This is a genomic window from Vagococcus entomophilus (assembly GCF_003987595.1).
Lineage (GTDB): Bacteria > Bacillota > Bacilli > Lactobacillales > Vagococcaceae > Vagococcus_E > Vagococcus_E entomophilus.
In genome coordinates this window covers 817660-840239 of record NZ_NGJZ01000001.1, presented here as the reverse complement: position 1 = coordinate 840239, position 22580 = coordinate 817660, and the positions used below count along the sequence as shown (strand labels likewise).

The window sequence follows — 22580 nt, the reverse complement described above, 5'->3', positions numbered from 1 at the left end:
AGCTAGATACAAAACTCATTGAGCTTTGCATCTAGCTTTTATTTTTGTGGGAGGAAAGGAAGTTATAGAGTAGGCTGGGATCATCTCACATAGCTTAATAGCAGATAAATAAAATAATGAAATTTATTTTTGTAGCAAAATCTTTTTTTACGCATTTAAAGAATAAGTGACATCAGGGTAAACGGTGACGCCAAAGGGATTTCATGTTATAATATCAAAGAGAAGTTAATTAGTTTAGAAATCGCGTACAAATGATAACTAGAGGGAGGAATTCGATGCATTGTCCTAAATGCCAATATAATGGCTCAAAAGTTGTGGATAGTCGTCCAGCTGATGATGGTAGAGCTATTCGAAGAAGACGGGAATGTGAAAAATGTGGATTTAGATTCACTACATTCGAAAGGATAGAGGCTGCTCCACTACTAGTTGTGAAGAAAAATGGGGATCGTGAAGAATTTAGTCGTGATAAAATATTGCGTGGTTTGATCCGTTCAGCGGAAAAAAGACCGGTTGCGATGGAGCAGATTGAACAAATTGTAGATCACGTTGAAAATAAAGTCCGCTCTTTAGGGGAAAATGAGGTATCCACAACGCTTATTGGAGAGTATGTTATGCAGTATCTTGTCAATTTGGATGAGATTGCATATATTCGTTTTGCAAGTGTCTATCGTCAATTTAAGGATATGGGAGTCTTCCTCAAAGAACTTCAAGAAATTGTCAAAAAAGATGAAGAAAATAGTAAAGAAAAATAAAAAAGGAGGCAATAAGTTTGGAACAAGTATGGCAACAAGTTCGTCCAAAAGATAGTTTAGTGGTGCGAACATCGACCAGAATAGATCCTACTTTCCAAGAGACTATTGCCTTTTTGTATCAACCCATTATTGGGGCACAAGCATTTAGTTTGTGGATGACCTTTCGAACCGAAATCCCGGCAGAACTATTCGAAAGTGATCTTTTTCTGCATGCTGAGATTCTAAATCGAATGGATATAGGGATTCCTCAGTTTTATCAAGCAAGGCTGAAACTAGAAGGAATCGGCTTGCTAAAAACTTTTGGAAAAAAGAAAAATGAAGAGCGAGAATTCGTATACGAGTTACAAAAACCAATGGCACCAGAGGCTTTTTTTAGAGATGAAGTACTGAGTCTTTCTTTGCTTGAAATAATTGGTCAAGAGAGATTTAAGCGTCTGATAAATCGTTTTAAACAACCACAGTTTGAGCAGACGGATTTTGAAGACCTAACACATAAGTTTGTAGATGTTTATTCGTTTAGGCCTGAAAAGATGAAAGCTTATGAAAAAGAGTTGTCCAAAGCAAATCAACTGTTTCCACCTGTGACACCTTCCAAACTAGCGCTTGACTCCGAGGAAACATTTGATTGGGCATTCTTTTTAAGCTTAATCAATGGAGGCTTTATTGATAAACAGGATTTGGAAGAAAGGCTAAAAAAATCAATTTTGATGTATCACCATTTATATGGAATTAACGAATTAGAAATGCAACAATTTGTTGAAGATGCTGCGGATTCTTTTACGCAAAAAATTAATGAAAAAACATTAAGGCAATCTATTTATATCAAATATCATAAAAAAGAAAAACAAAAGAAAAATTATGTGAGCGAGAATCCCCATATAGAAAGCAATGAGCAAGGCACTTACCGGAAAAATAGCTTGAAATTAGAAGGATTTTCTAATCAAGAAATCGAAGTCATTGTTTCTAGTGAGACTATTGCTCCTATGTTATTTTTAACCTCAATCAAGAAACAAAAAGGTGGGTATGTCACCCAGGACGAGCGGTGGGCAGTTGAAAATATCAAAAAATATTCAGGACTACCGGATTCCGTCATTAATGTTTTGATTCACTATGTTTTAGTGGTACAAAATAATCCAACTTTCAATCAAAAATATGCGGATGCGATTGCAAATAGTTGGTCACAAGCCAGTGTGTACTCTCCAGAAGCTTCAATGAAAAAGGTCAAAGAAATGGTGAATGTTTCGAAAGAAAAAGCAAAAAATCCAAAACAAAGTACGTATCAGAAAAAATATACAAATGCAGCTTCTACGCGAAAAGAAACGTTGCCTGACTGGGCGACACAGGAGCAAAACATAGAAGAAACACCAATGTCTGCAGAGCAGCTTGCTTATTTTAAAGAGAGAATGAACAAAATTAAGCCACAAGAAAGAGGTGATAAGTAATGGAAGATGTTGGAGAAGAACTGTCAAAGGTTTTAGAGTCTAAAAGATTGGATGAAAGGTATTCGGCTTTAATGCAAAAAGTGCTAGATGATCGGGACGTTCGCATGTTTATTGAAGCACATCGAGAACAAGTAACAGACGAAGATATTCAAAAAAGCTATGCCAAACTATACGAATTTGTGCAAGAAAAAAAGAAGTACCAATTGAATGACCCGAGCATGATTGCTCCAGGATATGAACCTAAGTTATTTCTAAACTTTCATTATATCGATGTCACTTATGTTCCAACTGAAACGTTGCTTAAAAGACAAGCAGAGGAACAGATACGTAGTCGAGTTCGCTCTATGAATATGCCAAAAGATGTTCGTGAGGCTTCGGTAGGTCGTTTGGATATGACATCGGACCGTTCAAAAGCAATTCAAGCTCTGCTTGATTTTATTGATGTATATACTGCTACTCCTACTAATTTTCACCAAGGACTTTACCTACAAGGCTCATTTGGGGTTGGGAAAACATACATGCTGGGAGCCTTAGCGAACGCTTTGGCCGAAAGAGGCTATCGAAGCACGTTGGTCCATTTTCCTACGTTTGCGGTCGAGATGAAACAAGCTATTGGAAAAGATACGATGCTAGAAAAGCTTGAAACAATAAAAAAATCACCGATTTTGATGTTAGACGATATTGGTGCTGATTCAATGAGTAGTTGGATTCGTGATGATGTATTGGGCGTAATTTTACAGTACCGAATGCAAGAACAATTGCCGACTTTTTTCACCTCTAATTTTAGCATGCAACAATTAGAAAGTGAGCATTTAAGAGTAAGTCAACGTGGAGAAGAAGAACCTTTAAAAGCTAAGAGAATCATGGAACGGATTCGTTATCTTTCAAAAGAAATTGTAATGGTTGGAAAAAATAGAAGAAATCCCTAAAAGATGATTTTTAATCATCTTTTTTTTATGAATTCATTGGAATTTTCTAATAATAAAAGCATAAGAAAAAAATAATGGTATGATAGGGTTTATATTAATGAAAAGAAGTGGAATTCATGAAGTTTTTTTTAAAAGAAAAAATTTTTTATAAGCGGCAAGAGTGGGAAAGAAATTTAATTGTACTTTGGTTCGGGACGTTTATGGCGGGTGTTGGCTTTAGCCTGATTATGCCATTTATGTCTTTGTATATAGACACACTAGGTTCTTTTAGTCATGCACAATTAAATTTTTGGAGTGGTTGTGCGTTTTCTTCTACCTTTTTACTGTCAGCAATTATTTCCCCTTTATGGGGACGTTTAGCAGATGAAAAAGGTAGAAAATTGATGTTGTTACGCGCGTCGTTTGGAATGGCTATCACAATTAGTTTGATGGGACTTGTAACAAATGTCTATCAATTAGTGCTACTTCGAGCGATACAGGGGCTTGTATCCGGTTATATTAGTAACGCGACAGCTTTGATTGCGACTTGTACACCTAGAGAAAAAAGTGGACAGGTTTTAGGAATACTGACTACTGGGAATGTTACAGGTGGTCTTCTTGGTCCTTTAATTGGAGGAATTATAGCATCAAGTTTAGGGTATAGAATTACTTTTTTTGTTACGGGAAGTTTAATGTTTTTGGTTTTCCTTTTGACTTTATTTTTTGTTAAAGAAACGTTCGTTCCAGTAAAAAGAGTCGACATGCAACCAGCCAAAGAAATCTTCAAACAGCTTCCTAATAAGAGAATCATCATAGGTATGTTTCTTACAACATTGATTATTCAAGCTTCAAACAACTCAATTAGTCCCATTTTAAGCTTGTATGTTCGAGAATTGATTGGTCATTCTCAAAATGTTGCGTTGATTAGCGGTGTGGTTGCCTCTATACCAGGAATTGCAACCTTGATTGCGGCACCTCAGATGGGACGTTTGGGAGATCGAATTGGATCGGAAAAAATTCTCAAAATTGGGTTAATTTTTGCAATTTTAGTATTTATTCCAATGGCATTTGTCCAAAACGTGTGGCAGCTGGGTGTTTTACGATTTTTTGTTGGGATTTCTGATGCTTGCCTGTTACCAGGAGTTCAGACATTGATTACAAAAAATTCACCAAGAAATGCGGCAGGAAGAATCTTTAGTTACAATCAATCTTTTCAAGCAATGGGAAATGTTGTTGGGCCTTTTATAGGGTCAACGGTTGCAGGATTTTTTGATTATCGTGGCGTATTTTTGTCAACTGCAGGTCTTGTGGGTATTAATTTTTTATTGGTCAAAAAACACACAAAATCATTGGAAACAAAGAAGTAGATCTAAGTGATAAAAAGATGTTTATTTATTTAAATATCTTTTTTTTGTTGACTTTCTAAATTTGCAAGAATATACTAAATACTCTGTTAATTTTGATTTAGTGCAAAAAGATAATCTAGGAGGAATTGTATGATTCATGTTGAAAACTTGCGTAAATCTTTTGTAGTCCATAAGCGAGAAGCAGGTGTAAAAAAAGCGATTGCTTCTTTTTTTTGTCGAAAAAATGAGCGGATTTATGCACTTAATGATATTTCTTTTGACATAAAAAGAGGTGAAATAGTGGGATATATTGGCCCAAATGGTGCCGGGAAAAGCAGTACGATTAAAATATTAAGTGGAATTTTAACGCCGGATTCAGGGATTTGTACGGTTGATCAAAGTATTCCATGGAAAAATCGAAAAGAGTATGTGAAAAATATTGGAGTGGTATTTGGACAACGTTCACAATTATGGTGGGATATTCCCGTCATTGATTCTTTTTATCTTTTAAAAGAAATTTATGAAATGAATGATACATTATTTCAAGAATCTCTCTTAGAACTTACAGAATTACTACAACTAAAAGACATTTTGAAAACACCTACTAGACAACTTTCATTGGGACAAAGAATGCGTTGTGAAATTGCTGCTTCTCTTTTACATCGTCCCAAGCTGCTATTCCTAGATGAACCTACAATAGGCTTGGATGCTGTTTCAAAACTTGCTGTAAGAGAGTTTATCAAAAAAATAAACCGAGAGCATCAAACTACGGTTATTTTAACCACACATGATATGCAAGATATTGAGAGCCTAGCTGATCGCATCATTTTAATTGGGAATGGACGAGTCTTGCTAGATGGAACCCTCGATACATTGAGACAGTATGTGCCAAAAGTTGGGGCTTCGCTAGACGAAATAATGGTTGAATTGTATCAAGAATATAATCTGTGATAGGGGGGGGGGGATTACTATGAAAAAGTATCTTGCGCTGTTTAAAACAAAATTTCTAGCCGGTCTACAATATCGAGGAGCTGCTTTTGCAGGGATTATCACACAGATATGTTGGGGGTTTTTAGAAATTTTACTTTTTAAGAGTTTTTATACTTCCAAGCCTGAAAACTTTCCTATGAGTTTCCAAGCAATGTCTTCTTATATTTGGCTACAACAAGCTTTTATTTCATTATATATGTTGTGGTTTTGGGAAAATGATATTTTTTCTGATATTAAGTCTGGAAATGTAGCTTATACGCTAGCAAGACCTGTTTCAGTTTACTCAATGTGGTTTATGCAAAATTTAGCGAGTAGGACTGCAAAAGCAAGTTTACGTGCAATCCCAATCCTTTTTATTGGCTTTTTATTGCCACAACCCTATGGTCTCAGTGGTCCGTATTCTTTAGTTAGCTTTTTGTTGTTTATCTGCTCAATGATTTTGGCTGTACTTGTCTTGGTTGCCTTGATGATGCCCCTTTACTTTATCGCTTTTTATACCTTGGAGCCGATGGGACCTAGAATGGTATTTCAGACATTAGGAGATTTTTTATCGGGAGCTATTATTCCTTTACCATTTTTGCCAAATGGATTTCGGCAGTTTGTAGAAAGCTTGCCTTTTGCCTCAGTTCAAAATGTTCCTTTTCGGATTTATAGTGGAGATTTAGCAGGTGAAAAATGTATAGAGGCTGTTGTATTACAGGTTTTTTGGCTAGTGTTTTTACTTATTATAGGCAAGGTTTTAGAACGATGTGTGCAAAATAAAATAATTGTGCAAGGAGGATGAAGATGCGTTTATATTATCGCTATTTTTTAGTTCAAATTCAGAGTGTTTTAGCCTATAAATTATCTTTTTTATTAACGACAATCGGGCAATTTTTGGTATCTTTCAATCTATTTTTAGGCGTTTATTTTATGTTGCTACGTTTTCCAACAATAAAGGGGTATAACTTTAAAGAGTGCTTGCTTTGTTTTAGTCTTTTTCTTTTGTCTTTTTCTCTTGCTGAAATGTTTTTTAGAGGATTCGATTCTTTTGCACAAATTATTGGGAATGGTGAGTTTGATCGTATATTAGTTCGTCCAAAAAGTCCAATTTTACAAGTTTTAGGGAGTAAAATCGAATTTACACGCATTGGCAGAATGGTGCAATCCGTGGGCATGTTTAGTTATGCAGTTTGGCAAATAAATATAGAGTGGTCAATGACTAAAATTGTGACGCTTATTTTGATGATTGCTGGAGGAACCGTACTATTTGCTAGTTTATTTATTCTGTATGCAGCATTTTGCTTTTTTACATTAGAAGGGCTAGAATTTATGAATATTTTTACTGACGGTGCGCGGGAATTTGGACGTTATCCAATTGAAGTTTATGGGAAAAAAATACTAAAAATAACAACCTATTTGATTCCCTATGCACTTGTCCAATATTATCCTTTTTTATATTTAATTGATCGAAGCTCAAATAGTAGCACTCTTTTTTTGCCCATTCTCGCTATGCTCTTTTTCCTTCCATGTTATGGCGTTTGGAAATTAGGACTGCGCCACTATCAATCAACAGGGTCTTAGCATAAAATTCAATTTCAGCTAGAAAATGCTCATTGAAAAAACAATTTTATCGTTGGATTACTGTCAAGAAAAATACATTGACAAAGAGAGCTATGCCTTGTATAATTACCTTTGTTGCTTAGGAGTGATAGAAATGAAATGGTCCTTACAAGAATTAAAAAAACACAAAGAGACACAAATTGTTCTTGATGAATTGTTCGATCTAGCTGACTCTATTAAACAAAGAGAGCCAGATATTCTTGCGATTGAACCACTTGAAGTTAAAGGCTTTTTAGAAGTGAATACAGCTGATTATTTTGTACATGTAACAGTACAAGGTAAAATGACGTTACCTTCTTCTCGCTCGCTTTTGCCAGTAGAGATTCCAGTTGATTTGACGATTGATGAGATCTACATGACAAGTGAGCAACTAAGTACAAAGCCTGAGCATATTTCAGATGAGGACATCTTGATTTTGGATAGTGATCAGATTGATTTGGCTCGTGCAGTTGAAGACCATCTTTTATTATCAATTCCGCTGCAAGTTTTGACTGAAGAAGAAAAAGAGGAAACTGAACTCCCAAAAGGTAAAGACTGGGAAATCATTTCTGAGGATTCATTTGAGGAAAGAAAGCAACAGCAAGAAAAAAATACTATTGATCCTCGTCTTGCAAAATTATCTGAGCTCTTTCAAGAAAACGGTGAAGATAAGTAATTGTAAGATTGGAATAGATTGTGTGAGTGAAGATGTTTGTCACTTGCACCCATTATTTAAGGAGGTGTAATACCAATGGCAGTACCTGCTAGAAGAACTTCTAAAGCTAAAAAAGCAAAACGTCGTACGCATTACAAATTATCTTTACCTGGTTTGAACGCTTGTTCTAACTGTGGCGAAGTGAAAAAAAGTCACCACGTGTGCCCATCTTGTGGACATTACGATGGAAAAGACGTTATGACTAAAGAAGCATAAGACATTTGATATGTTTTGAAACTTTCAGACTAACCATGGAGTCTGGAAGTTTTTTTTACTGCTTATTAATGATGCCCTGTATCAAAAATGAAGTAATCATATCTAATTTTGAGTAAAAAAAAAGCGATTCAGCATCACTGAACTGCATGTTTGGGTCGTCATAACTTTTGTAAGTTTGTTTTAGCACGTTCGATGGTGATGCCGTAGCCAACTTTTTTTGGATGGGCTATATCTCGTGCCATAAATTGTTGTGTTTTTAAATTGAGCGAAATTTTAATCATGCTGTTCACCTCCTATAATCCTAAGTATAGAAGCGAATTGCATCTTTTTTGTGTCATTTTTTGTAAAAATAAGGTTAACTTCCATTTTTTTAGAAAAAGAATGCAAAAGACGGGATTCGAACCCATTTCGCAAGGAAAGATCATCAGCCAAAGTAAATAGTGGGCTTTGTTTAAGGAAATTTCCTTACGCAATCACCAAGATTCAATTGCGGTTTTAGTTTAGATGGATGAACTTAAATAGAGCCTTAAAGAGATAAAAAACGAGTCTGGATCCATGTTATTTAGCTCTTGCAGTATGGTAAGCATAAACATTGTGTGCATCTTTTTTGTATCGAGTAATGTAAGATAAAAGAAAGTTTACGATTTGAAAAGAAAGAAAAAAATAAAATTTCCCCTCATTTTGCAGAGAACTCTTTTGAATAAAAACGAATCATAATTTTTGATCCATAAAAATCAGTTGTAATAATCAGCAAGAGTTACTTGTATTTTTAGTATATTTAGAAGACCTTAAATAGAACTTGAGCTTGCAAAAATTTAAGAGATAAAAGAAGGTAGTTTAAATTTTATTGGAAATAAGCTATAATTGAGAGGGTTTAAAGAGGGTAAGCCTTTTTAAAAAAGTGTAAATAAACGTCAGTGAAACTATTGGTGGGAGGAAATTTAATGTCAAAACAACAAATCGGTGTCGTAGGAATGGCTGTTATGGGAAAAAATCTGGCTTTGAATATTGAAAGTCGTGGATATACTGTTTCTATTTTTAACCGTACAGGAGCGAAAACAGAAGAAGTAGTTGCGGAACATCCAGATAAGAATCTTGTTCCAACATATACGATTGAAGAATTTGTCGAATCACTTGAAAAACCTCGTCGTATCTTGATGATGGTGAAAGCAGGGGAAGCCACAGATAAAACAATTCAAGGTCTATTACCACATTTAGATATTGATGACATCTTGATTGATGGAGGAAATACGTTTTTCAAAGACACTATTCGAAGAAACCAAGAATTAGCAAATTCTGGAATTAACTTTATTGGTACCGGTGTTTCAGGTGGAGAAGAAGGAGCTTTAAATGGTCCAGCTATCATGCCTGGTGGACAAAAAAAAGCTTATGATTTAGTCGCACCAATTTTAAAAGAGATTGCAGCCAAAGCTGAAGACGGTGAACCATGTGTGACCTATATTGGTGAAAATGGTGCGGGACATTATGTAAAAATGGTCCACAATGGAATTGAATACGGTGATATGCAATTGATTGCTGAAGCCTACGATTTGCTTAGTAGAGTACTTGGTCTAAGTGTGGATGAAACAGCAGAAATCTTCAAGGAGTGGAACAATGGAGAGCTAGATAGCTATTTAGTAGAGATTACGGCAGATATCTTGACTAGAAAAGATGAACTGACTGGTAAACCGATTGTGGACGTAATCATGGATGCAGCTGGAAACAAAGGGACAGGGAAATGGACCAGTCAAAGTGCGCTTGACTTGGGTGTTCCATTACCGCTTATTACGGAGTCGGTATTTGCTCGATATATTTCAGCTTTAAAAGACGAACGTGTAGCTGCAAGCAAAGTATTACCTATGCCGGACGCTTATTCTTTTGAAGGTGATAAAAAAGAATTTATCGAAAAAATCAGAGAAGCGCTCTACTTTAGTAAAATTATGAGCTACGCACAAGGATTTGCGCAAATGCGTACTGCAAGCGAAGAATATCGTTGGGACTTGAATTATGGAGAAATTGCCAAAATTTTCAGAGCAGGCTGTATCATTAGAGCACAGTTTTTACAAAAAATTACAGATGCTTATGACCGCAATCCAGATTTGAAAAACCTATTGTTAGATGAGTACTTTATTGACATTACTAAACGCTACCAAAAATCTGTTCGTGATGTTGTAGCAACAGCAGTTCAAGCGGGAATTCCAGTACCAACTTTTTCTTCTGCTATTGCCTATTTTGATTCTTATCGTAGCGAAAACCTTCCTGCAAACATGATTCAAGCACAACGCGATTATTTTGGAGCACATACGTATGAACGTAAGGATCGTAAAGGAACCTTCCATTATAATTGGTATAGCGAAATTTAAAAGTTTTTTAGTGAGAAGGGGCTAAGACAGAAGGGGTTAACTTCGAAACACTTCTGCTCGGAATGTTTCTTCGGGGAATAAAAGACTAGGGCCTAATTTTTTGAGTTAGGCTCTAGTCTTTTTTAGATTGTGCTTAAGTAAAAGACAAAATAACTTTTTTTGGCTCGGATCTTGCTCGCCTGCTGCTACCAGCTTTCTTTCAGTTTCTATCCATAGTATAATTTTGTCATGCATCAAAGAAAAAAGAAAGGAATATGAATATGAAAACGTTAATTATTGTTTCTCATCCAAATGTACAGGATTCGACCACACAAAGCTTTTTAAAAAAAAGTGCAGCATTAGAAGAGGTAACGTGGCATCATTTAGAAAATAATTATACTTATACCACAATTGACAGTGTGAAGGAAAGAAATTTACTTGTACAACATGACCGCATTATTTTACAATTCCCGCTTTATTGGTACAGTGCACCAGCCATGCTTAAACAGTGGATGGATGTGGTCTTGAGCGAAAAATTATCCTTAAGAGGAAAAGAGTTTGGACTTGTTGTAACGATAGGAGTAAAAGAAAAGGCGTATCAAGCAGGTGGAAGTGAGCAATTTACGTTATCTGAGTTACTGCGCCCTTTTCAAGCCATAGCGCGACATTTTCAAATGATTTTTTTACCGGTATTTACTATTAGTAAATTTAGTTATATGACTGAGGAGGCATATAAAAAATTATTAATTGACTATAGACAATACGTATCAATAGATTTTCCTGAAACCTTTGCAAAAAAAGAAGCTTGGTTTTTAGATAGACTAAATGAAGTAAAGGAAAAAGCAAGCCAGCCAGAGCATCTGGTGCTTCTAGAAGAAATTAGTCGTAGCTTTACTCATAATCAAGAAACATTAGAAGAGTTAGTCTGGACATTAGAGGAGATGAAGTAAAAAACGATGAAAAATAGGGAAGAACTTGCCAAGAAAATTAAAAAATTAGAACAAATTAGTGAAAACTACGAAGATAAAGCCTTCTTTCATGAGCTAAAGCGGATGATGGACGAACAGTCTATACGAATTGAACAAGCAGAAGGCGAAATAGACGGACGTTTGTGGAGTCCTAAAAATTGGTAGTGAAATGCTCCTTGTGATCGAACGTTTATTGAAATAACGGGTGTATTTTTTTATATTTATTCATTTCTGTTTTTGGAACAAAAGGCTGATTTTTAAATTAAAATAAAGCTTTATTTCTTAAAATTTACTTCTTATCATAGATTTTTTATGATATTATTTGTATAATTGGGAAGGACAGATAATATAGTTTTTTGATACGAAAGGATACCTATTTATGAGTAATATATTAATTATTGAAGATGAGAAGAATCTGGCTCGTTTTGTCGAGTTAGAATTAAAGCATGAGGGGTATTTCACAGCTGTTCATCACAATGGACGAACAGGCTTAGAGGCCGCTCTAAATGAAGAGTGGGATGCAATACTGCTTGACTTGATGTTGCCGGAATTAAATGGACTAGAAGTCTGCCGTCGCATCCGTCAAATGAAGAACACACCTATTATTATGATGACAGCAAGAGATTCTGTGATTGATCGAGTATCTGGACTTGATCATGGGGCAGATGATTACATCATCAAACCTTTTGCAATTGAAGAATTACTTGCAAGATTACGTGCATTACTGCGCCGTATTGATATTGAAGGAGATAAAAACATTACCAAACAAACAATGATCAGTTACCGCAATCTAACAATCGAAAAAGAAAATCGAGTGGTTAGACGAGATAGTGAAGTCATCGAACTGACAAAGCGTGAGTACGAATTATTATTAACGCTCATGGAGAATGTAAACGTTGTACTTGCTAGAGATGTTTTACTTAATAAAGTATGGGGTTACGAAACAGAAGTAGAAACGAATGTGGTAGATGTATACATTCGATATTTAAGAAATAAGATTGATGTTCCAGGTGAAGAAAGTTATATTCAAACCGTTCGTGGAACAGGATATGTGATGCGCTCTTGATAAAAAAATATTTTGAGGGGCTAAAAAATAGACCTAAGAGATACCTATCAATTACTGTAAAATGGACGGCGGTAACAGCTATTTTTATCTTCATTTTATTCACAATTTTTTCTCTTGTTACATACAAAATAAGCACGAACATGCTCGTAAGATCTGAGCGAGATAACTTAGAAAAAACATTGAATGAAGTGACACAAAAACTTAGCATGCAAGATCAAGAGTTGACCATTCAAAACTCAACGCAAGCATTAAAAGCAGCATCAAGCAACAAAAATAACTCAGATACCCTAGAAAGTTCGATGATGCATTTAAACCCGCTGATCTCTGAACTGTCCCAACCTAGTTTGAGTGTCTATATTTTTAACCCAAGTAATAAAGTGATTTTTCAAACAAATAAAAAAATCATTCCGTTTACACCAACGCTGAAGAAACAAGTAAGTATTAAAACATTGGACAATATCTCGGGCTATTTAGTGGTTAATCCAGTTATTTCACAAAAAACGAATCGTCTAATCGGCTATGTTCAGATCTTTTATGAGTTAACATCTTTTTATGAAATTAGACAAAAACTCATTTTGACACTCATTATTTTAGAACTTGCGGGCATTGTCCTAAGCGTATTGTTAGGCTATGCATTAGCAGCTTATTTTCTTAGACCAGTTAGGAAAATGGCTGACACAGTTAATGCCATTAAAGCAGAACCACAATTGGATATTCGTATTCCTAATTTAAAAGCCAAAGATGAACTTACTTACTTAGCCGACGCTTTCAATAATATGTTGGATAGGATGCAAAAATTTATTGATTCACAGCAACAATTTGTTGAGGACGTATCACATGAATTGCGCACTCCGGTTGCAATTATTGAAGGACATTTGAAATTGTTAAATCGGTGGGGCAAAGATGATCCGTCAGTGCTTGAAGAATCCTTAGCAGCTTCTTTACAAGAAATTTCCAGAATGAAAACACTAGTTCAAGAAATGTTAGACTTGTCACGAGTAGAGCAAGTATCGCTCACTCAGATTAACGAATTAACAGATGTAGAAGAAGTAACTGTTCAAACTTTTAGTAATTTTAAATTACTTTATCCAGATTTCTCATTTATTATGGATAATGATTTGCCAAAAAATCTTAAAATCAAAATGTTCCGCAATCATTTTGAACAAATGCTCATTATTTTACTGGACAATGCTGTCAAATATTCAATGAATAGAAAAGAAATTCATTTGACCCTTTCTTCCTCCAATAATCAACTAGAAATTGCAATCCAAGATTTTGGTGAAGGCATTTCAGAAGATGATTTAGAAAAAATCTTTAATCGCTTTTATCGTGTAGATAAAGCGAGAAGCAGGTTTAAAGGTGGCAACGGGCTAGGTCTTTCGATTGCGCAACAATTAGCAGAGAATTACGGTGGAAAGATTTCTGCAGACAGTGTTCTGGGAAAAGGAACGATATTTTATGTTATGTTTCCCATTGTTTCAACCAACTAGAGTTTTTTAAGAATAGTCTTTAAAGAAAAGCTTGTTTTTAGCTTTTCTTTTTTTATTTGATAAAAATAAAGGGAGTTACTTGAAAATTATTTATAAAAATAGTATGATAAACGAGTAACTTTCATAAATCGATTTTATTATGAAAGTTATAAAATAAAAGGAGGTTTTCGAATGAGAAAAATTATTAGCGCATTAGTGATGTTAGCTGTGTCAGTTTTATTTGCTACACAAGCGTCGGCAGCAGGAGCTATTACATCAGCGGAACAAGAGATTTTAAATGAGTTGAATGCGGGAGTAAGTGTTAAAGGTAAGACATTTCATTTAGCTGTGAGCGATATTTCAGCTGCAACCAATCATTTAAAAGCAAACGATGTGTCATCAGAGAATGCAGCGATTGCAGTTCAGAACATTCGCCTAGCACGCACTCTTATTGAAGCTCAAAACATTGATGCAAAATCTGGTTCTGAGTTGAAAAATAAGTTGCCAAGTGATGTTTTAGCTAAAGTAATGGAATACTACGCAACAGCAGCAAATGCAGTTGGTTTAAATGCTTCCACTAATGGAAAAACAGTTTCGATGACAGATTCAAAAGGAAATACCGTTGCATCTGCAAAAGGCTCTGTTATCAAAAAAACAGGTATGACCTTCGCTTCAAGCATCATTTTATTTACCTTATTGATGTCATCAGCGTTTGTACTCGCTGTATTGAATCGTAAAGCAACTGTAAAGTTGGCTTAACATGTTAAAAAGTAGGATTAACAAAAGAAAATGGGCGTATTTTTATATGCCTGTTTTTTTTCTAGTAGTGGGTTCGGGTATGGTTTGGGTACTAGCTGCACCAGCCATCCAATTTGCTCGTTCATCTATCCAGTTAGTTTTGTTAAGTGAAGCACCTGATTTTAGTGGATTAGCCTCAACAAAAAAAGCACCAGTAAAGACAATCAAAGCGGATGAAGAAAATAAAATCCCTTCAAGTCAAATCCACTATCCAAGGTCAGGAACGCAGTACGGTCATGTTGTTATCAAGCAGTATGCTATTTTTGAGCCCTTAATTTTTGGTGATAGCGATCAAGATTTAAGGAATGGTGCAGGACAATATTTAGGCAGCGTTTTTCCGGGTGAAAAAGGCACTACTCTTATCGGCGGACACAATTCAAGTTCTTTTGGAAATCTTTCTTTGGTAAAAGAGAATGATTTGATTGAAATACAAACAAATTATGCCACTTATACCTATAAAGTTACTAAGGCAGTTATCGACAATTATAACAGTCAAGAGGTTCTTAGGGTTCTTGAAAGCCGAAATTCAAGATTGCTCGTTTTATATACGTGTTATCCAGTTGATATGTTAGGGTTTACAGAAAAAAGACTTTTTATCTATGCAGAGTTAGCAAGTGGACCTGTAATAGACGAAAATTTATAGGAGAAACAATGAAAAAGTATAACTGGTTTACTTTATTTTCGTATACATTTTTAGCTTTTGTGATTTTTTTATTACTGTTGTTGCTCACCATTTTAGGAGCAATGGATAAAACTTTGCTTAGTGAGCATTTTATGGAAAATCAAGCTCAAAAATCATTGTATTATAAAGGGCTTGCAGAGGAGATTACCCGAGAAATCCAAGATTTAGGTTTGGGTAGTAATTTTCCAGAGGAAGTTTTCGAAGAGTGTATAGCGCAAGAACAAACAAAAAAAGAATTTAATCAATACATTGTAGCTGTATACCATGGACGTAAGAATAAATTGGATAAAGAGTTTTTTGAAAAAAATTTAACACAACGAATCGAAAGCTATATGAAAAAAAATCAACTAGCGCCAGAGCAGCTAAAAGAGTCTTCAAAACAACAATTTATTGAGCAATCTTATAAGAGATATGCAAGTTATATCGAGTTGGATATCTTAAGGGAATTTGGGCAACGAGCTAGTCAGTTTCAACATTATTTTAAATTCTTTTATAGTATTGTAGGTGTTAGTTTAATGGTGGTGATTCTTTTGTTGTATCTTATTTTGGGAAAATGGATCCATCGATTATTACGGTATCTCAGCTATTCTTTCATTGCGACTGGTTTATTTTGTGTCTTGACCGCTATTTCAATTCTCTATACAGCATTTTATAAAAAAGTAGCGATTCTGTCACCATCTCTTTACCGTTTTCTTACAAGTTATATTGAAACAATTTTGTTGAATTTAGGATATCTTGGGGTGGTAATTTTATTCTTAGGGCTTGTATTTGCCACCATTAGCGAAGCAAAAAGAAAGAAAAAAATTTCACACTCCTATTCATTCAGATGAACTTGTTAAAAAGTCGGGGGCAAAAGTATAAAAGCTTTTGTTCCTCGCACAAAAATTATTCTGTAGTCAGAGACTTAGCAAAAAAGCTTATTTTTCAGGTCCAAACTTTTCAGTTGTGTTCTTCTATAGCATTACGCCCAGTAATCAGATATAATAGAATACATCAAATTATGGAAGGATTAAACATGAAAAAAATTTTTATTGGCTTCATCCGAGGCTATCAGCGGTTTATTTCTCCATTATTTCCTGCCCGTTGTAGATATCACCCTACTTGTTCGTCCTACATGATAGATGCAATAAAAATTCATGGAACCTTTAAGGGTGTTCTAATGGGAACCTGTCGAATATTGCGTTGTCATCCATTTGTTAAAGGGGGAATTGATTATGTTCCCAAAAAATTTTCGCTAAAACGAAATCCTAATCCTACATACTATATGCCAAAAGAGAAGAGAGAGAATAATGAAGATTTGTAAATTGAATCAAGCTAATACGGAGTTACCTTGGGCTCTTTTGCTTGAGGCAGATCCTGAACGTAAAGTTGTAGAGAAGTACATAGACCAATCAACTATATTTGTAGCTAAAGAAGCAGAAAACATTGTGGGTGTTTTGGCTATAATGAAACTTGATTCCACTGAAGCCTGTCAGTATGAACTTATGAACGTTTCAGTAGACCCCTTATTTCAAAGGAGAGGAATCGCCACAAAATTAATGGAACATGCCTTTAAATGGGTTATGGAAACAATAAAAAATCAAGTAGATTCGGTCGTTCTCTATGTTAAAACTGGAGACATTTCACCAGCACTGCAACTATACAAAGATAACGGATTTGTAATAGAAGCTATACAAAAGAATTATTTTTTAGAGCATTATGCAGAGCCCATCTACGAGGAGGGACAACAACTAAAAAATCAAGTTTTATTAAAAAAAGTAATGAACTAAGCTTGGCCGCTCATGAAACTCCTCCCTATAAAAGAGAAAAATTTAACATTTTAGGGAGGGGGGACGAGAATGAGTTTCTCTATTTTATTGGCGAAATGCTACAAGAATAAAGCCGTGAAAGTTCGAATAACTGTTTAATGGAAATATTCTGAAAATTCTTGACATAATAATTTTTTTCGTATATAGTCTATATAACATCATTTTGTGAGATGATAGAGAGAATGTTTAGGGGGCAATTATAGATGAAAAAGAAATTAGGTTTGATTCTAGCTTGTTCTGGATTATTGCTTTTGGGCGCATGTCAAAAGAGTAGCTCAAGCGATTCCAATACTGTAAAAATTGGGGTCAATCTAGAATTATCAGGAAAAGTTTCTGCATATGGGAATGCGGAGTTAGAGGGAATTAAGTTAGCGACCAAAGAAATCAACAAAAATGGTGGCATTAATGGTAAAAAAATCCAGTTAGTCAGCAAAGATAACAAATCTGATACTGCTGAGGCAGCAAGTGTTGCGACTAGTCTGGCAACCAAAGATAAAGTAACTGCAATTATTGGACCTGCAACTTCTGGTTCAACGAAATCAGCAACGCCAGCAGTCACAAGAGCAAAAGTGCCAATGGTCACTCCTTCAGCGACAGATGATTCTGTTACACTAACTACAGCTGGAAAAGTTCAAGATTATGTTTTTAGAACTACTTTCCAAGATTCTTTTCAAGGTATCATTTTAGCGAATTTTGCAACAAATAAATTAAACGCCAAAAAAGTAGCGATTATTGGAGACAACTCAAGTGATTACGCCAAAGGTTTGACAAAAGCCTTCAAAAAACAATATAAAGGTGACATTGTAGAAGAAGTAAACTTCTCAAGTGGTGATACAGACTTCCAAGCCATTTTGACCAAGCTTAAGAGTAAAAGTTTTGACGTAATTTATCTACCAGGATATTACAATGAAGCAGGTTTAATTATTAAACAGGCGCGTGAGATGGGGATTACGCAACCAATACTTGGGGCAGACGGCTTTGGTGATACGGAGTTGGTCAAACTTGCAGGTACAGACAATGTAAATGATGTATATTATACAGCAAACTTTTCAACGAATGTTGATGCAACTAAAGTATCTAAAGACTTTGTAACAAGCTTTAAAAAAGAATACAACAAAGAACCAAGTGGCTTTAATGCTCTTGCTTATGATAGTGTCTACTTGATTAAACAAGCGATTGAGGACGCAAAATCAACTGATCCTGTAAAAGTGAAAGAAGCCCTAACAAAAGTGAAAGACTTTGAAGGTGTAACAGGTACAATGTCAGTTGACAAAGAACATAATCCTAAAAAAGCTGCTGTTGTTATTCAATTAACAAAAGGAGTGGAATCAGGCGCAACAGTTGTAAATCCATAATTTGCCTGAACGTCATTTTTGAAAAGTACAAATGAGTTTGGGCGATTTCGTCCAAACTCATTTTCATATTATAAAAAGAAAAGAGGAATTTAGATGAGCAATATCTTTCAGCAGCTAATTAATGGTCTCTCACTTGGGAGTATCTACGCATTGATGGCTCTTGGTTATACAATGGTTTATGGAATAATAAAATTAATTAACTTTGCTCATGGCGAAGTTTACATGATTGGAGCATTTTTGGGGTACTATTTTATTCAAGTTCATCATTTGCCCTTCATTTTGGCATTAGTTTTGGCAATGGTCATCAGTGCATTTTTAGGAGCTGTAATCGAGTTCTTAGCATATCGGCCTTTAAGAAATTCTTCAAGAATTGCGGTTTTGATTACAGCGATTGGTGTTTCGTTTTTACTACAAAATGTCATGATCTATTTCTTTGGCTCCAATCCAAGAGCCTTTCCACAAGCACTAACCAAAAAAGTCTTTGAATTCCATGGTGTTCAAATTAGTAGTTATCAAATTGTGATTATTGTAACGACAGTTGTACTGATGTTACTTCTGCAATTTATTGTTCAAAAGACAAAAATGGGTAAAGCAATGCGCGCAGTTAGTGTTGATGCAGATGCGGCTCGCTTGATGGGGATCAATGTTGATTTAACGATTTCCTTTACATTTGCAATTGGTTCTGCTTTGGCAGCAGCAGGTGGTGTTTTGATTGGTTTATACTATAATACGATTAATCCGATGATGGGAGTTACTCCTGGGTTAAAGGCTTTTATTGCAGCGGTATTAGGAGGAATTGGGATTATTCCAGGAGCTGTTATTGGAGGCTTTTCTATCGGTATTTTAGAAACAATTGTTAGTGCGCTAGGCTTTTCTTTATTTAAAGATGCCTTTGTGTATGCCATTCTTATTTTGATTCTGCTAGTTAAACCTTCTGGACTACTTGGTAAAAATGTAAAAGAGAAAGTGTAGGTGAAAGAGAAATGAAATTATTTAATCGAATCAATGCTTGTTGGTTAGCTCTTATTATTGGCTCTTTTGCGCTACTAGCTATTTTAATACAAGCTGGCATCATTGATAGTTTATACGAAATGACGTTAGTGTCGATTGGCATCAATATCATTTTAGGACTGGGTCTTAATTTGATTTTAGGTGTGTCGGGTCAATTTTCTTTAGGACATGCAGGCTTCATGGCCATTGGTGCGTACTCACTTGGCATTAGCTACTCACAAGATCCAACGCTCAAAGGTTTTGTTATCGGCATTTTAATTGGCCTTGTTTTGTCAGGAATTGTAGCTGTTCTAGTAGGAATTCCAACACTAAGGCTTAAAGGAGACTACTTAGCCATTGCAACATTAGGGGTAGCTGAAATCATCCGTGTGGCAATTGTTAATATGAATATTACAAATGGAGCTGCTGGTTTATCGGGGATTCCATTATTCGAATCAATTCCTATGTGGCAGTTAGTCTTTCTTTTTGTCATTATAACAGCATTAGTTGTGGTCAACTATGTTAGAAGTGGAAGTGGTCGTGCAACACTTGCGATTCGTGAAAATGAAATTGCAGCAGAATCTGTTGGTGTAAATACGACAAAGTATAAAGTGATTGCCTTTGTTATTGGTGCTATGACTGCAAGTATTGCAGGGGCACTGTATGCAAGTTACTATGGTACAATTGTCCCAGATAACTTTAATTTTATGAAATCTGTTGATATCTTAATTATTGTTGTTTTTGGTGGAATGGGTAGCGTAACTGGAACCTTTGTTGCAGGTATTTTACTGGGCATATTAAACACCTTACTACAAGATGCTGGGGATCTTCGGATGATTATCTACTCACTTGCGCTAATCATCATTATGATCTTCAAGCCAAGCGGTCTTTTAGGATCAAAGGAATTCTTATTTTCTAAAATATTTACTAAAAAGAAAGCGAAAAATAAGAAGGGAGAATCCACTGATGACACTATTAGAAGTTAAATCACTAACAAAAAACTTTGGAGGACTCACTGCTGTTTCGGATGTCAACTTAGTTTTAGAAGAACAAGAATTGGTAGGACTCATTGGACCAAATGGAGCAGGGAAAACGACTCTTTTTAATTTGTTAACGGGCGTCTATGAGCCCTCAGAAGGAGAAGTAATTTTTGATGGAGAAAAATTAAATGGTAAAAAACCATATAAAATTGCCAATAAAGGCTTAGGCAGAACGTTCCAAAACATTCGCTTATTTAAAGAATTGAGTGTACTTGAAAACGTATTGGTTGCAATGAATGAAAAAAATAAAGAAGGATTTTTTACGAGCGTATTAAGACTACCCAAATTTTATCAAACGGAAGATCGTATAAAAAATGAAACGCTTAAATTACTTTCGATTTTTCAATTGGAAGAAAAAGCAGAGGAACGAGCTAAAAACTTATCTTACGGGGAACAACGTCGCTTAGAGATTGTAAGAGCACTTGCAACCCAGCCCAAAGTTCTATTTCTTGATGAGCCGGCTGCGGGGATGAACCCACAAGAAACGGCTGAGCTGACCGAATTAATTCGGAAAATTCAAAAAGAGTTTAAAATTTCTATTGTTTTGATTGAACATGACATGTCGCTTGTCATGGATGTTTGTGAAAGAATTTATGTACTCGAATATGGAAAATTAATTGCTCATGGTACACCAAATGAAATTAAAGAAAATCCCAAAGTAATTCAAGCTTATCTAGGTGGTGAAATATAACATGCTAAAAGTAGAAAATATCTCGGTTCATTATGGTATGATTGAAGCAGTTAAAAACGTTTCGTTTGAAGTAAAAGCAGGAGAAATTGTGTCATTGATCGGCGCAAATGGTGCTGGTAAAACAACGATTTTACGGACGATTTCAGGGCTTGTTAGACCCTCACAAGGCAGGATTCAATTTGAAGGAAAGCCTATTGAAAAATTGGTCCCTCAAAAAATTGTCGCAAGTGGCTTAGCGCAGGTTCCAGAAGGACGACACGTTTTTTCAGGTCTTTCAGTTATGGAAAATCTAGAGATGGGTGCTTATCTAGTAAAAGATAAGAAAAAAATTAGCGAAACACTAGAAATGATTTTTGACCGTTTCCCAATTTTGGCGGAACGTAAGAATCAAGATGCCTCTACTCTTTCAGGTGGAGAACAACAAATGCTTGCAATGGGTAGAGCATTGATGTCCCAACCCAAATTATTATTATTAGATGAGCCGTCCATGGGGCTTGCACCGATTTTTATTCAAGAAATTTTCAATATTATCCAGGAAATAAAAAAACAAGGGACTACCGTTTTATTGATTGAACAAAATGCGAAAATTGCTTTATCTATAGCAGATAGAGGGTACGTTCTTGAAACAGGTAATGTTGTCCTTAAAGGCTCTGGAAAAGAATTATTAGCAAGCGACGAAGTTCAAAAAGCATATTTAGGAGGTTAGGAAAATGAAAGTAGCATTGTTTATGACTCAAAATGTTTTGACCATTTCTAAAAAAACAAAAATTGTTGATGCTGTGAATCTAATGAAAGAACATGATATTCATCGCTTACCCGTCGTAGAAAGCAACAAATTAATTGGATTGGTAACTGAAAGTTCGATTCAAGAAGCAAGCCCATCTAAGGCAACAAGCTTGAGTGTTTTTGAAATGAATTACTTGTTGAATAAAACAGGAGCAGAAGATGTTATGATTAGACATGTTACGACAATCCAACCCGATGAACCTCTTGAAGAAGCCGTTAGCAAGATGAGAGCTTATAATGTAGGAGTGTTACCAGTTGTTTCCTCCAAACATGAGGTAGTCGGGATTATAACAAACAACGACATCTTTGAAGCTTTCTTAGAGTTAACTGGATATAAGCAAGAGGGTGTACGAATTTCGATTGAGATTGAAAGAGATGAAGAAGGTGTCTTGGCCAACATTACCAAAATTTTTGCTGAGAATCATGTCAATATTGTTCAGATTGTTGTATATCGTAAAATTGAAAAGCCAATCATTGTCATACAATTGACAGGAGCAAAGAAAGAAAAGATTGAAGCCTTAATTCAAAGTACAGGCTATAAAATTCTTTCCACTATGACCACTGAAAAATAACATGAAAAGAAAAGAACTGACGAGTAGTTTCAGTTCTTTTCATTTAAAATGATTTATTTAAAA

At 35.3% G+C, this 22580-nt stretch carries 26 protein-coding genes; 25 read left to right on the top strand and 1 reads right to left on the bottom strand.

What is annotated here, in order from left to right; genetic code table 11:
• Positions 1–275 precede the first annotated feature (275 nt).
• The 9 genes from nrdR to rpmF all read left to right on the top strand — a co-directional run bounded on the left by nrdR (position 276) and on the right by rpmF (position 7950).
• Positions 276–752: a transcriptional regulator NrdR gene (gene nrdR, locus CBF30_RS03890; RefSeq protein ID WP_126822950.1), complete on the top strand. Its 477-nt coding sequence runs from the start codon at positions 276–278 to the stop codon at positions 750–752.
• 17 nt (positions 753–769) lie between these two features.
• Complete coding sequence (locus CBF30_RS03885) at positions 770–2194, top strand: replication initiation and membrane attachment family protein (RefSeq protein WP_126822948.1); 1425 nt, start codon at positions 770–772, stop codon at positions 2192–2194.
• On the top strand, positions 2194–3123 hold the full coding sequence (gene dnaI / locus CBF30_RS03880) for a primosomal protein DnaI (RefSeq protein WP_126822945.1): 930 nt from the start codon (positions 2194–2196) through the stop codon (positions 3121–3123). The genes CBF30_RS03885 and dnaI overlap by 1 nt, the downstream gene beginning before the upstream one ends.
• 116 nt (positions 3124–3239) lie before the next feature.
• Entirely contained in the window at positions 3240–4469 is a 1230-nt protein-coding gene (locus tag CBF30_RS03875) for a multidrug efflux MFS transporter (RefSeq protein ID WP_126822943.1), read from the top strand.
• 129 nt (positions 4470–4598) lie between these two features.
• Positions 4599–5399: an ABC transporter ATP-binding protein gene (locus CBF30_RS03870; protein ID WP_126822941.1), complete on the top strand. Its 801-nt coding sequence runs from the start codon at positions 4599–4601 to the stop codon at positions 5397–5399.
• Positions 5400–5418: 19 nt separating this feature from the next.
• Positions 5419–6222, top strand: coding sequence for an ABC transporter permease (locus CBF30_RS03865; protein ID WP_126822939.1), 804 nt, complete (start codon positions 5419–5421; stop codon positions 6220–6222).
• Between the two features lie 2 nt (positions 6223–6224).
• Complete coding sequence (locus CBF30_RS03860) at positions 6225–7001, top strand: ABC transporter permease (protein ID WP_126822937.1); 777 nt, start codon at positions 6225–6227, stop codon at positions 6999–7001.
• A 133-nt stretch (positions 7002–7134) separates the two neighbouring features.
• Positions 7135–7695 (top strand): YceD family protein, encoded by a 561-nt coding sequence (locus CBF30_RS03855; protein WP_170168928.1) that lies wholly within the window; start codon positions 7135–7137, stop codon positions 7693–7695.
• 75 nt (positions 7696–7770) lie between these two features.
• On the top strand, positions 7771–7950 hold the full coding sequence (gene rpmF, locus CBF30_RS03850; RefSeq protein ID WP_126822933.1) for a 50S ribosomal protein L32: 180 nt from the start codon (positions 7771–7773) through the stop codon (positions 7948–7950).
• 158 nt (positions 7951–8108) lie between these two features.
• Here the strand turns inward: rpmF and CBF30_RS12060 are convergent, their stop codons facing one another.
• The gene (locus CBF30_RS12060; RefSeq protein ID WP_281273573.1) at positions 8109–8231 is read right to left on the bottom strand and encodes a hypothetical protein; all 123 of its coding nucleotides are present in this window, start codon (positions 8229–8231) and stop codon (positions 8109–8111) included.
• Between the two features lie 663 nt (positions 8232–8894).
• On the opposite strand from CBF30_RS12060, the gene gndA reads away from it, so the two are divergent.
• The 16 genes from gndA to CBF30_RS03775 all read left to right on the top strand — a co-directional run bounded on the left by gndA (position 8895) and on the right by CBF30_RS03775 (position 22517).
• A complete protein-coding gene (gene gndA, locus CBF30_RS03845) occupies positions 8895–10313 on the top strand; it encodes an NADP-dependent phosphogluconate dehydrogenase (protein WP_126822931.1) in 1419 nt (472 codons plus the stop codon).
• Positions 10314–10573: 260 nt separating this feature from the next.
• Positions 10574–11242 carry an NAD(P)H-dependent oxidoreductase gene (locus tag CBF30_RS03840; protein ID WP_170168927.1) on the top strand — a complete coding sequence of 223 codons (669 nt, stop codon included), beginning with the start codon at positions 10574–10576 and terminating at the stop codon, positions 11240–11242.
• A 6-nt stretch (positions 11243–11248) separates the two neighbouring features.
• On the top strand, positions 11249–11425 hold the full coding sequence (locus CBF30_RS11765; RefSeq protein WP_170168926.1) for a hypothetical protein: 177 nt from the start codon (positions 11249–11251) through the stop codon (positions 11423–11425).
• A 214-nt stretch (positions 11426–11639) separates the two neighbouring features.
• Positions 11640–12326, top strand: coding sequence for a response regulator transcription factor (locus CBF30_RS03835; protein WP_126822927.1), 687 nt, complete (start codon positions 11640–11642; stop codon positions 12324–12326).
• Positions 12327–12466: 140 nt separating this feature from the next.
• Complete coding sequence (locus CBF30_RS03830) at positions 12467–13816, top strand: HAMP domain-containing sensor histidine kinase (protein ID WP_245974998.1); 1350 nt, start codon at positions 12467–12469, stop codon at positions 13814–13816.
• A gap of 171 nt (positions 13817–13987) precedes the next feature.
• Positions 13988–14554 (top strand): hypothetical protein, encoded by a 567-nt coding sequence (locus tag CBF30_RS03825; protein WP_126822925.1) that lies wholly within the window; start codon positions 13988–13990, stop codon positions 14552–14554.
• Positions 14555–14600: 46 nt separating this feature from the next.
• The gene (locus CBF30_RS03820; RefSeq protein ID WP_170168925.1) at positions 14601–15236 is read left to right on the top strand and encodes a class D sortase; all 636 of its coding nucleotides are present in this window, start codon (positions 14601–14603) and stop codon (positions 15234–15236) included.
• A gap of 8 nt (positions 15237–15244) precedes the next feature.
• The gene (locus CBF30_RS03815; RefSeq protein WP_126822921.1) at positions 15245–16105 is read left to right on the top strand and encodes a hypothetical protein; all 861 of its coding nucleotides are present in this window, start codon (positions 15245–15247) and stop codon (positions 16103–16105) included.
• 185 nt (positions 16106–16290) lie between these two features.
• Positions 16291–16578: a membrane protein insertion efficiency factor YidD gene (gene yidD / locus CBF30_RS03810; protein WP_126822919.1), complete on the top strand. Its 288-nt coding sequence runs from the start codon at positions 16291–16293 to the stop codon at positions 16576–16578.
• Positions 16565–17044, top strand: coding sequence for a GNAT family N-acetyltransferase (locus tag CBF30_RS03805; RefSeq protein WP_126822917.1), 480 nt, complete (start codon positions 16565–16567; stop codon positions 17042–17044). The genes yidD and CBF30_RS03805 overlap by 14 nt, the downstream gene beginning before the upstream one ends.
• A gap of 242 nt (positions 17045–17286) precedes the next feature.
• Positions 17287–18438, top strand: a complete 1152-nt coding sequence (locus CBF30_RS03800) for an ABC transporter substrate-binding protein (RefSeq protein ID WP_126822915.1) — start codon at positions 17287–17289, stop codon at positions 18436–18438.
• Positions 18439–18531: 93 nt separating this feature from the next.
• Positions 18532–19410 (top strand): branched-chain amino acid ABC transporter permease, encoded by an 879-nt coding sequence (locus CBF30_RS03795; RefSeq protein WP_126822913.1) that lies wholly within the window; start codon positions 18532–18534, stop codon positions 19408–19410.
• An 11-nt stretch (positions 19411–19421) separates the two neighbouring features.
• A complete protein-coding gene (locus CBF30_RS03790) occupies positions 19422–20414 on the top strand; it encodes a branched-chain amino acid ABC transporter permease (RefSeq protein WP_126822911.1) in 993 nt (330 codons plus the stop codon).
• Positions 20395–21159, top strand: a complete 765-nt coding sequence (locus CBF30_RS03785) for an ABC transporter ATP-binding protein (protein WP_126822909.1) — start codon at positions 20395–20397, stop codon at positions 21157–21159. Before CBF30_RS03790 ends, CBF30_RS03785 begins: the two co-directional genes overlap by 20 nt.
• A gap of 1 nt (position 21160) precedes the next feature.
• Entirely contained in the window at positions 21161–21865 is a 705-nt protein-coding gene (locus CBF30_RS03780) for an ABC transporter ATP-binding protein (protein WP_126822907.1), read from the top strand.
• 4 nt (positions 21866–21869) lie between these two features.
• Positions 21870–22517: a CBS domain-containing protein gene (locus tag CBF30_RS03775; protein WP_126822905.1), complete on the top strand. Its 648-nt coding sequence runs from the start codon at positions 21870–21872 to the stop codon at positions 22515–22517.
• Positions 22518–22580 lie beyond the last annotated feature (63 nt).